This is a genomic window from Pseudomonas sp. MF4836 (genome assembly GCF_002018875.1).
Taxonomy (GTDB): Bacteria; Pseudomonadota; Gammaproteobacteria; order Pseudomonadales; family Pseudomonadaceae; genus Aquipseudomonas.
In genome coordinates this window covers 40,861-51,272 of the sequence record NZ_MVOL01000026.1, presented here as the reverse complement: position 1 = coordinate 51,272, position 10,412 = coordinate 40,861, and the positions used below count along the sequence as shown (strand labels likewise).

The window sequence follows — 10,412 nt, the reverse complement described above, 5'->3', positions numbered from 1 at the left end:
TTACAGAGGCGCTGCGCAGCGTCAGCATCGGCGCCGCCACGCTCCACAGCGGCAGCACCCGGCTGCTGCATACGCTGGCTATTGGCGTGGACGACGCCCAAGCGCTGGCCAGAGGCGCCATGCAACGGATGCGCAATACCGCCATCTCCGCAGCCCCTGCCGGCGCCGACCTGCTGCTGGGCCTGGGTAGCATCTGGTTCCAGCAAGACAGCCTGCGCAAAAACTTTGAGACCTTCCTCAACACCCCGGGCAGCGGCAATCCCGAAGCGCTGGCGGCGGTGTGGTCGTCGTCCATCGGGGTAATGGGAGTGGGAGTCGAGATTGCGGGTGTAGGGACTCAGCTATTGCGGCCGGGGCTGACGACCACGGTGCGGGTGGCAGGTCAGGTGCAGACGGTGATGATGGGGGCGCGAATTGCGCAGTATGGGGGGGCGATTGCTGCGATTGCGGGGGTGATGGATGGTGTGCAGTACTCATTTGCTGCGAATAGGGCCGCTACAAGAGGAGATAGTGAGGCTGAAAGTGATTACCGATTGGCAGCTTCGGTTTCAATGATTACTGTGCTCCCAGCTGTATACGGCGCATTGGCCGGTAGTGCCTTATTGGGTCCAATTGGATTGGCGTTAATACTAGGCTTGATCGCCTATGCGGTAGCAACTCGTGCTAAGAAGAAGGAGTCCTCCCTTCTTGAAATTTGGACTCGTAGATGTCTTTGGGGACTTCCGAAAAGTCACCGCAGATGGAAAGGACCAGAAGATCTCGACAATGCAGTTGGCGAGCTTAATGCTTCTGTATTGGGAGTGACAGCCGATCTATCCATTAATCTTCGACCAGTGCGTGAATCAGACATTAAGGCGTCGGGCGAAGATCACGCGGCTTACGCCGAAATTAGACCTGTACCATATGGGTATTTCTTGGAGTATAGAATCTCTCTTCCTGAATACGACTCCGCACTGTCCGATTACACATGGAGCATGAAAGTATATCGCCCTGGTATGGATGGGCTGGTTATTGCTGCAGGCAATAACAATAGTCCGGTGACTGCGACCGAAGCACCACCTCCTTTAAAGAGAACTGACTACAAAACTGAGACGACACGACCCGCAATTAGCTTTAATGAAATAGCTTCCACTCTAACAATAAGCGGCGCCATCTGGTTTTACGATAATCACGACATGCATGCAGTGGACTTAGAAGTTTCATTCTGGCCGGACAGGAGCGATGAGTCGGGCGTCGCTCGACTCATCGCTCTAGGGAGACGCTGCATAAATAGCCAACCGCTCAGAGCCTTGGCACACTGACCCCCTCAATCAGCCCCCTCTTCGTGAGCCTCGTTACGCGCTATGCAGAAGACCTTCTCCGAACTCGAATACACCGGCAAGAAAAAGCAAACCCGACGAGATCGCTTCCTGGCGGATATCGAGCAGTTGGTGCCCTGGGCACAGCTGGAAGCTCAAGTGGCGCCGTTCTACCGCGACACCACCGGCAAGCGCGGACGCCCCTCGATTGGGTTGTCGCGCATGCTGCGCATGTATGTCGTGCAGCAGTGTTTCGGTTTCTCCGATGAAGGCACCGAAGATGCCATCTACGACAGCCAGGCCATTCGTGGCTTCATGGGCATCGACCTGGGCCGGGAGTCGGCACCGGATGCCACTACCTTGTTGCGCTTTCGCCGCTTGCTGGAAACCCATCAGCTGACGCGGGTGTTGTTTGAAACGATCAACCAGCATCTGGCCAGTCGGGGTCTGCTGCTCAAGGAAGGCACCATCGTCGATGCCACCCTGATCGCCGCACCGCCCTCGGTCAAGAACCGAGAAGGTAAGCGCGATCCTGAGATGCATCAGGCTAAAAAAGGCAATCAGTGGCACTTCGGGATGAAGGCCCACATTGGCGTCGACGCCACGTCGGGGCTGGTGCACAGCCTGGTGGGGACCGCGGCTAACGTGGCCGATGTCACCCAGGTCGACAAGCTGCTGCACGGTGCCGAAACCTATGTCTCGGGAGATGCTGGATACACCGGTGCGGCCAAGCGAGCGGAGTATGCTGAACGGGACGTTATCTGGTCGATTGCAGCACGGCCAAGCAGCTACCAGCATCACGGCAAAGACAGCGTGCTGTTCCGGGTCAAGCGCAAGATCGAATACGCCAAGGCGCAACTGCGTGCCAAGGTAGAGCATCCGTTCCAAGTGATCAAAGTGCGCTTCAACCATCGCAAAGTCCGTTACCGTGGACTGGAAAAGAATACGGCGCAGTTATTCAGTCTGTTCGGGTTGGCCAATCTGATGCTGGCAAAGCGGTACTTGCAACGGGTGGCGGGATAAATCCGTCTGAAAGGCGGGGTTTACCCGCTAATCAGTAAAACAGGGCCTGAAATCGGCCCATAAACGCAAAATAAGACCGTCAGGTTGAAAAAATCGGTTGGAAAATGGAATGCGGACTGAAGAGGTAAATTGTTCAGCGTCTCCCTAGAAGATAAAACAGATATATTGAAGAAGGGAAAATAAATGGCCAAGCCTACACTTAATCCTCCTTGTCCGGGTTGGCAAGAAGACTTACCTATTTCTCCCCTGACACCTGCTACGATTTCGTCGCTTGGTGCAGGAAGCCCAAATCACATCAGCACAACTTATTTGGAGTTATCTCGACAAGATATGGCCTCGCGTGGAGTCTTGTTGGTGCTAACACTATTTATTCTGCTTTTGCTAATATCCCTCCAGCTTTTCTCATTTCAAAGAATGGCAGAATCATTGAAAGCAAATGACCTTATTGGCCTGTTTTTTGATCTCGTTCTAGTTTGGATAGTGGCGTTTGGGCTACGTATAGATATAGCAATTCCGCGCGACTTACCCATCCGCTTCAACCGCTCCCGCCAACGCATCTACGCCTACAACTTCAACTACCGCTGGTGGAACCCTTTCGAACGTTGGCGAGTTAACCCCGTAGCCTACGATTGGTCACAAGTCCGCGCCGAACGCTGGAAAAAGCGCGGCGCCACCGCCCAAGGCGCGCTCATCATCAAATGGGGCGTGGTCCTGTCCATCGTCGAACCCGGCACCAATAAGGTCATCGATCGCTTTCCCCTGAGCACCATGGGCGCCGATGAGTTTGCCTGGGCTTATATCTGCACTTACATGCAGCAAGGTCCTTCAGCCCTGCCACCGCCAGGGCCGCCGCACGACCATAACGATGTGCCTTGGTACAACTTGGCCCTGCGCCTGGCGCCAAAGGTGAAGTGGCCTGCCGAGATGGACCGTGAATCGCGGACGGCTCCATGACAAAAGCGTTACTTAATCCTCCATGTTCCGGATGGCAAGAGGATCTTCCCCATCCCGCTGCGCGTCCAGTCGTGGTTCCAGATCTCGGATTCGATACACCGAATCATCTGGACGACGTTTTCTTCGAGCTACACCGGGCCTCCTCGCTTGGCAGAGGAGTGATGATTCTGTTCGTGCCAGTTATAAGCATTCAACTCATTACCTTATCTATTCTATTTTTGTCAGATTGGAAGGCACTAAGTGCTACGGAATGGATGCTGTTCATCTTCATGCTATTGATTTCAATTTGGTCAGTCTTGTTCGCCCTGAAGATTGATACAGCCTCACCAAGAGATTTACCCATCCGTTTCAACCGCACCCGCCAACGCATCTACGCCTACAACTTCAACTACCGCTGGTGGAACCCTTTCGAACGTTGGCGCGTTATCCCCGTGGCCTACGACTGGTCACAAGTCCGCGCCGAACGCTGGAAAAAGCGCGGCGCCACCGCCCAAGGCGCGCTCATCATCAAATGGGGCGTGGTCCTGTCCATCGTCGAGCCCGACACCAATAAGGTCATTGATCGCTTTCCCCTGAGCACCATGGGCGCCGATGAGTTTGCCTGGGCTTATATCTGCACTTACATGCAGCAAGGCCCCTCGGCCCTGCCACCACCAGGGCCACCCCGCGACCACAACAACGTGCCCTGGTACAACTTGGCCCTGCGCCTGGCACCGAAGGTGAAGTGGCCGGCCGAGATGGACCGTGAGTCGCGGACGGCGCCATGAATTGAAGGTCATGAGGGTATCGGACAGGCGTTAGTCGGGGCGGTGGTTTCCTATAGTTCGATGGAGTCTGGCAAAAGCAATAAGCCACTTTGTATGTGTAATGAGGCGCTTATCACACAGTCAAAAAGCAGCGGCCATGGGCTAATGCCGATCAGTTAAGAATGAACAGGGTATTTGTAGTGAGGGAGCTTGCTCCCGCTGGACCGGCCGGTGCGTCGGTGCCTGGCAGTCTCATTGTTGGGGCCGCTACGCGACCCAGCGGGAGCAAGCTCCCTCGCCACAGGTTACTTTGCGTTTGATCTATCGATTAGCATCACCCGCGCCCTACTCGCCACCCCCGAACCGTTGCCGATAATCCTGCGGTGCCAGGCCAGTCAAGCGCTTGAACATGCGGCTCAGGTTGGAGTCGCTGCTAAAGCCCAGTTGTTCGCTGATCTGGCCGATGGAGGCGCGGCTGTACAGCAGGCGCTGGCTGACCTGGTTGAGTTTGATGGTCCGCACCCAAGTCGCCAGCGGCTGGCCTTGTTCGGCAGCGACGCGGCGGGCCAGGGTGCGTTCGGCCAGGCCCAGGGCGGCGGCCAGGCGCGCGACCGTGGCCTGTTCGGCCGGGGTGTCTTCGACCCACAGCTGCACCTGGCGCAGCAGCGGGCTGGCGTGTTCGATCAGGCTCAGGCCCTGGAAGGCCGGATGGGCCTGGACCGGGCGTGGCAGGACCATCAGGCGCTGCAAATCCTGGAACACCTCGGCCCCCAGATGCTGCTGGATCAGCTCGCTGGCCAGGGGCAGGTAACCGTTGACCCCGCAGGCGCTGGCCACGTCCTGGTCGATCACCCACAAGCGTTCGTTGCGCCACTGCACCTCGGGGAATTGCCGACTCATGGCGTCCACCAGCCACCAGGTCAGGGTTGCGACCCGGCCCTGCAAGCGACCACTGGCCGCCAGCAAGCAGACCCCGGTGCAATAGCTCCACAGCGGTACCGGCAAGCGTGCCAGTTGCCGCAGCAAGGGCTGATTGGCGGCCAGCAAGGTACTCACCTGCTGCACCGATTCGGCCCAGAAGCTGGGCACCAATAGTGCATCCAGGGCCGCGTCATCCAGTCCTTCGGCGGCGCTCAGCAGCACGCCATGGGCGCAGACGATCGCGCCGGGTTGGTGGGCGACGTAGCACAGGCTGAACACTTCAAGCCCGGCGCGGCGGTTGGCGGCGAGCAGCAGGTCGGCAAACGCCAGCAGGCCGGCGGGCATGCAATCGGGGTAGAGCAACAGGCCGATTTTCATCGCGCCTCCGGCAGAATTTGAATGAGATCTGTCAAAGCTGGCCATTCTGCAAGCCGTCGCCGCTGTCGACAATAGGCGCTCTGCCACGGAGGTCTTTGATGCGTATCCACCAGCTTCGCAATGCCACCCTGATCATTGAGTCCGGCGCCTTTCGGATTCTGGTCGACCCGATGCTTGCCGCGCGCCATGGCCTGCCGCCGCTGTGCCTGCGTGGCGGCTGGCAACGCAACCCGCTGGTGGACCTGCCGCCTTCCGCCGCGGCGGCGCTGGACGGGGTCACCCATTGCCTGATCACCCATTGCCGCAAGGGCCATTTCGACCACCTGGACCGGGCCGGCGTGGAGTTTCTGCGGGACCGGCAGATTCCGCTGATATGCACCCCACACGACGCCCCGTACCTGGCCCGACGCGGTTTGCGGGTGCAACCGCTGCCCCGGGATCACCAGCGGCCCAGCGCTTTTCTGGGTGGGCAGATTCGCACCCTGCGCTGCACCCATGGCCGGGGCCTGGTGGGACGGTTGATGGAGCACGGGGTCGGCTACTTTATCCAACTGCCCGGCGAACCCAGCCTGCACCTGTGCGGCGATACCGTGCTCAGCCCGGTTTTGCGCCGGTTCCTGACCGAGCAGCAGCCCGATATCTGCGTGGCCCCGGCCGGTGGCGCGCGCCTGGACCTGGGGGGCGAGATCATCATGGGCCTGGACCAGGTGCTGGAACTCACCACTCTGCTCAAGGGCCAGGTCGTGGCCAACCACTTGCAAGCCCTCAACCACTGCCCGGTAACCCGCAGCGCCCTGCTGGCCGCGGCCCGCGAGGCCGGCCTGAGCCAGCGGTTGTGGGTGCCTGAAGACGGCGAGATGCTGCATTTCGAAGCACGCGAATCAAGGCACTGAAAAATCCCGAGCGCAACTTAATGAGAAGCATTACCATAAACGCCCTTGTCGCTCGCGCTGGTCATGGAATCTTCTTCAATGCTGTCCACCCCTTCCCTGCATCGCGTCGTCGGTGAGCTGTACGCCCAGCACCATGGTTGGGTGGTGCAGTTGCTGCGACGCAAACTCGGTAATCAGGATCAGGCCCTGGACCTGGCCCAAGACACCTTTGTGCGGATACTGCGCAGTGAGCAGGTGCCGCTGCTGCGCGAGCCCCGGGCCTACCTCAATACCGTGGCCAGCCGTTTGTGCGGGCAGTACTTCCGGCGCCAGGCCCTGGAGCGGGCGTACCTGGAATCCCTGGCGGCGCTGGAGCCGCAGTACCTGCCCTCGCCGGAAACCCGATTGCTGGTGCTTGAAGCCCTGGACGCCGTGGGCCAGGTGCTCGACGGCCTGGGCGCGCGGGTGCGCGAAGTGTTTTTGCTGTCGCAGCTGGACGGCCTGACCTACCCGCAGATTGCCGAGCGCCTGGACCTGAGCGTCAACGTGGTGCAGAAAGCCATGCTCAAGGCCTTCCGCCATTGCTACGCGGCGGTCTACGAAGCATGAAACCCTTCCCGTCGCTGGACCCTCGGCAACGCCTCGATCCGCAGGTGGTGGAGCAGGCGATGCTGTGGATTGTGGCCCTGCAATCGGGCACCAGCGACGCATCGGAACACGCCGCCTGCCTGGCCTGGCGCCGCCTGGATGCGCAACACGAACTGGCCTGGCAACGGCTGGCCGGGCTCGGCCATGGCCTGCGCGAGAGCGTCGGGCCCTTGCCGGCCGCCGGCGCACGCAAGCTGCTCCAGGCACGCGGGGCCAGCTCGCGGCGCAACGTGCTCAAGGGCCTGGCCGGCCTGGGCGTGGTGGCGATGGGCGGGCTCAGTGTGCGCGAGCGCCTGTTGTTGCCGGAGCTGTTCAGCGACTACCGCACCGCCACCGGCGAACGCCGCGACCTGCAATTGGCCGCCGATGTGCGCCTGCAACTGGACACCCACACCGCCCTCGATATCCGCGGCGACGCTGCCCAGCGCGAAGTGCTGTTGAGCCTGGGCCGGCTGCTGCTGGAGGTCGGTGCCGGCACCCCGCTCAGGGTCCGTACCGAAGATGGCTGGGTACACCCGGCGCCCTTGTCGAAGCTGATGATCAGCCTCGCCGAGGGCAACCCGTCAGGCACCCGGGTCCAGGTGCTGCTGGGCAGCGCAGCGATCAGCCCTCGCCAGGGCACCAGCGTGCAACTGGCGGCGGGCCGACAATTGCTGTTCGACCCGCACGCTGCCGGCCCCAGCGAGGACCTGCCGGCGTCCGCCTCGGCCTGGACCCGTGGCCTGCTGATCGCCGAACGCTTGCCCCTGGGCCAGGTGGTGGCCGAACTCAACCGTTACCGCAGCGGCGTCTTGCGTTGCGACCCGGCGGTGGCGGCGCTGCCGGTCTCCGGCTCGCTCTCCCTCGACCGACCCGATGCCAGCCTCGACCTGCTGGCCCGCACCCTGCCGATTCGCATCCAGCGTGTGCTCGGTTACTGGGCCAGCGTGGTGCCGGCCTGAGCACCAGCCCCCGATCCGAGGCGCAAAACTTTTTTCACCCCGGGCGGCAGTTTTTTCGTTCTCACGCATCAAGACCAGGGAAGACGCTGAAAAACAGCGCATCGCCTTCCCTTCTCAACCTATGGACAGTCTTTATGCACAGCCGCCTCACCCCGCTTGCCGGCGCCCTGCGCCTGGTCCTGTTCGGCCTCTCCCTCGGTGGCGTCAGCCACAGTGCACTGGCGGCCGACAGCAGCGCCCAGCACCAGCCCCAGGCCTATGACATCCCGGCCGGCAGCCTGGACCAGGTGCTGGGCGCCTTCGGCCAGCAATCCGGGGCGATGATCGCCGCCGATTCGGCACTGACCCAGGGCCTGCACAGTGCCGGCCTCAAAGGCCGGATGGACGTGACCCAAGGCCTGGAGCGGCTGCTCGCGCCACTGGGCTTGGCCGCCGTGGCCGATGGCGCCGGCTACCGCGTGCAGCCGCGCCCGGCAGCCAGCGGCACGGCCCTGGAACTGGGGGTAACCAACGTCGGCGCCAACCAGTTGGGGACCATCACCGAAGGCACCGGCTCCTACACCCCGGGCACCATCGCCACCGCCACGCGCCTGGTGCTGACCCCGCGTGAAACCCCGCAGTCGATCTCGGTGGTCACGCGCCAGGTCATGGATGACTTTGGCCTGAACTCGATCGATGACGTGATGCGCCACACCCCGGGCGTCACCGTCAGCACCTACGACAGCGACCGCACCAGCTTCAATTCCCGGGGTTTTGCGATCAAGAACTTCCAGTACGACGGCATCCCGACCCTGCAGGATGCGTCCTACTCCGCCGGGCAGACCCAGACCGACATGGCGATCTATGACCGCATCGAAGTCCTCAAGGGTGCGCCGGGCCTGCTGGCCGGCGCCGGCGGCCCGGGCGGGGTGATCAACCTGATCCGTAAAAAGCCGACCGATGAGCTCAAGGCCAGCGTGCAGCTGGGCGCCGGTTCCTGGGACAGCTACAGCGCGCAGCTGGATGTCGGCGGGCCGCTGACCGACAGCGGCAATGTCCGCGGCCGCGCAGTGGCGGTGCAACGCGACAAGCACTCGTTCATGGACCACTACGAGCGCAAGACCAGCGTCTACTACGGCATTCTCGAAGTCGACCTGGACCCCGACACCCTGCTGACCCTGGGCGCCGACTACCAGGACAACGACCCCAAGGGCTCCAGCTGGTCCGGCAGCGCCTCGCTGTATGACAGCAAGGGCGAGCCCATCAGCACCCCGCGCTCCTACAACAACGGCGCCAATTTCAGTGGCTGGGCCCAGTACACGCGCACCGCCTTCGCCACCCTGGAACACAGCTTTGAAAACGGCTGGGTCGCCAAGGGCCAATACAACCACCAGATCAACGGTTACCACGCGCCCATGGGCAACCTGATGTCGCCCAACGCCAGCACCGGCCAAGCCTCGCTGCTGTCGCGCAAATTCACCGGCGAAACCGTCAGCGACAGCGGCGACCTGTACGTCAGCGGCCCCTTCAGCCTGCTCGGCCGCGAACACCAGTTGGTGGTGGGCAGCTCGGTGTCCAAGGCGGACTGGACCGGCAAGAACTACACCGACGCCATTCAGGTCGACAACAGCTACGCCTACTACAACTGGGACGGTGACGGCCGGGTGCCGGACTGGGGCAAGGTCAGCCAGGTCAACGACGAAACCACGCGCCAGAGCGCCGGTTACGTCGCCGCACGCTTCAGCCTGGCGGACGACCTGTCGCTGCTGCTCGGCACCCGGGTCGCCAACTTCCAGGTCACCGGCAACACCGACCTGCAACAGAGCGGCAAGGTCGTGCCTTACGCCGGCCTGGTGTACGACCTCAACGACAATTTCTCGGCCTACACCAGCTACACCGAAATCTTCCTTCCGCAAAACTCCCGCGACCGCAACAACAAGATGCTGCGGCCCAACGAAGGCAAGAACTATGAAGTCGGGATCAAGGGCGAATTCTTCGGCGGCCGCCTGAATTCGAGCCTGGCCTACTTCGAAGTGCACGAAAAAAACCGTGCCGTCCCGGACGAGGCCTATAACGCCAACCCCGACTACAGCGTCATCGACTACGCCGAGATGGGCATCACCTCCAAGACCAAGGGCTACGAAGCGGAAATCTCCGGCGAACTGGCCCCCGGCTGGCAGCTGCAAGGCGGCTACACCCACAAGGTCAGCCGTGATGAAAGCGGGGCCAAGGTCGGTACCTCCGAGCCCGAGGACCAACTGAGCCTGTACACCTCCTACAAACTCGGCGGCAGCCTCGACAAGCTGACCCTCGGCGGCGGCACCCGCTGGCAGGGCGAATCCTGGCGCGTGCTGACCAACTACTCGAAAAACGGCGCCAAGGAAAAATTCTCCCAGGACCCGTACTGGCTGGTGGACCTGATGGCGCGCTATCAACTGACCGACAACCTCTCGGCCACCCTCAACCTCAACAATGCCTTCGACAAGAAGTACCTGACCAACATCGGTTTCTTCAACGCCGCCTACTACGGCGACCCGCGCAACCTGATGCTCACCACCCGCTGGGACTTCTGACCCCGCCCGCCCCGCGCCGTGGCAAACGGCGCGGGCGCATTCTTCTCCCTGCTTGCCGCACTTCTGCACGATCCGGCTA

8 protein-coding genes and 1 pseudogene are annotated in these 10,412 nt (G+C 61.6%); 8 read left to right on the top strand and 1 reads right to left on the bottom strand.

Features of this window, described 5'->3' with window-relative positions:
- The 4 genes and pseudogenes from MF4836_RS35435 to MF4836_RS35925 form a co-directional block, all read left to right on the top strand.
- Nucleotides 1-1,301, top strand: a pseudogene (locus MF4836_RS35435) (T6SS effector BTH_I2691 family protein); the annotation flags it as partial.
- 42 nt (nucleotides 1,302-1,343) lie between these two features.
- Nucleotides 1,344-2,321: an IS5 family transposase gene (locus tag MF4836_RS33655; protein WP_033991331.1), complete on the top strand. Its 978-nt coding sequence runs from the start codon at nucleotides 1,344-1,346 to the stop codon at nucleotides 2,319-2,321.
- A 183-nt stretch (nucleotides 2,322-2,504) separates the two neighbouring features.
- Nucleotides 2,505-3,275 carry a DUF6708 domain-containing protein gene (locus tag MF4836_RS35930; protein WP_238596255.1) on the top strand — a complete coding sequence of 257 codons (771 nt, stop codon included), beginning with the start codon at nucleotides 2,505-2,507 and terminating at the stop codon, nucleotides 3,273-3,275.
- Entirely contained in the window at nucleotides 3,272-4,042 is a 771-nt protein-coding gene (locus tag MF4836_RS35925) for a DUF6708 domain-containing protein (protein ID WP_238596254.1), read from the top strand. Before MF4836_RS35930 ends, MF4836_RS35925 begins: the two co-directional genes overlap by 4 nt.
- Nucleotides 4,043-4,366: 324 nt before the next feature.
- Here MF4836_RS35925 and MF4836_RS33640 read toward each other — a convergent pair whose 3' ends face one another.
- The gene (locus tag MF4836_RS33640) at nucleotides 4,367-5,320 is read right to left on the bottom strand and encodes a GlxA family transcriptional regulator (RefSeq protein WP_238596253.1); all 954 of its coding nucleotides are present in this window, start codon (nucleotides 5,318-5,320) and stop codon (nucleotides 4,367-4,369) included.
- Nucleotides 5,321-5,418: 98 nt separating this feature from the next.
- On the opposite strand from MF4836_RS33640, the gene MF4836_RS33635 reads away from it, so the two are divergent.
- The 4 genes from MF4836_RS33635 (at nucleotide 5,419) to MF4836_RS33620 (ending at nucleotide 10,333) form a co-directional block, all read left to right on the top strand.
- On the top strand, nucleotides 5,419-6,213 hold the full coding sequence (locus MF4836_RS33635; protein ID WP_078474007.1) for an MBL fold metallo-hydrolase: 795 nt from the start codon (nucleotides 5,419-5,421) through the stop codon (nucleotides 6,211-6,213).
- 78 nt (nucleotides 6,214-6,291) lie between these two features.
- Nucleotides 6,292-6,801: a sigma-70 family RNA polymerase sigma factor gene (locus MF4836_RS33630; protein ID WP_078474006.1), complete on the top strand. Its 510-nt coding sequence runs from the start codon at nucleotides 6,292-6,294 to the stop codon at nucleotides 6,799-6,801.
- Nucleotides 6,798-7,781 (top strand): DUF4880 domain-containing protein, encoded by a 984-nt coding sequence (locus tag MF4836_RS33625; RefSeq protein ID WP_078474005.1) that lies wholly within the window; start codon nucleotides 6,798-6,800, stop codon nucleotides 7,779-7,781. The genes MF4836_RS33630 and MF4836_RS33625 overlap by 4 nt, the downstream gene beginning before the upstream one ends.
- 134 nt (nucleotides 7,782-7,915) lie before the next feature.
- Nucleotides 7,916-10,333, top strand: a complete 2,418-nt coding sequence (locus tag MF4836_RS33620) for a TonB-dependent siderophore receptor (protein WP_078474004.1) — start codon at nucleotides 7,916-7,918, stop codon at nucleotides 10,331-10,333.
- Nucleotides 10,334-10,412: the final 79 nt, after the last annotated feature.

Bases quoted from the DNA above. Each gene is read 5' to 3' on its own strand.
- MF4836_RS33655 (WP_033991331.1), top strand. From the start codon at position 1,344: ATGCAGAAGACCTTCTCCGAACTCGAATACACCGGCAAGAAAAAGCAA.
- MF4836_RS35930 (WP_238596255.1), top strand. From the start codon at position 2,505: ATGGCCAAGCCTACACTTAATCCTCCTTGTCCGGGTTGGCAAGAAGAC.
- MF4836_RS35925 (WP_238596254.1), top strand. From the start codon at position 3,272: ATGACAAAAGCGTTACTTAATCCTCCATGTTCCGGATGGCAAGAGGAT.
- MF4836_RS33640 (WP_238596253.1), bottom strand. From the start codon at position 5,320: ATGAAAATCGGCCTGTTGCTCTACCCCGATTGCATGCCCGCCGGCCTG.
- MF4836_RS33635 (WP_078474007.1), top strand. From the start codon at position 5,419: ATGCGTATCCACCAGCTTCGCAATGCCACCCTGATCATTGAGTCCGGC.
- MF4836_RS33630 (WP_078474006.1), top strand. From the start codon at position 6,292: ATGCTGTCCACCCCTTCCCTGCATCGCGTCGTCGGTGAGCTGTACGCC.
- MF4836_RS33625 (WP_078474005.1), top strand. From the start codon at position 6,798: ATGAAACCCTTCCCGTCGCTGGACCCTCGGCAACGCCTCGATCCGCAG.
- MF4836_RS33620 (WP_078474004.1), top strand. From the start codon at position 7,916: ATGCACAGCCGCCTCACCCCGCTTGCCGGCGCCCTGCGCCTGGTCCTG.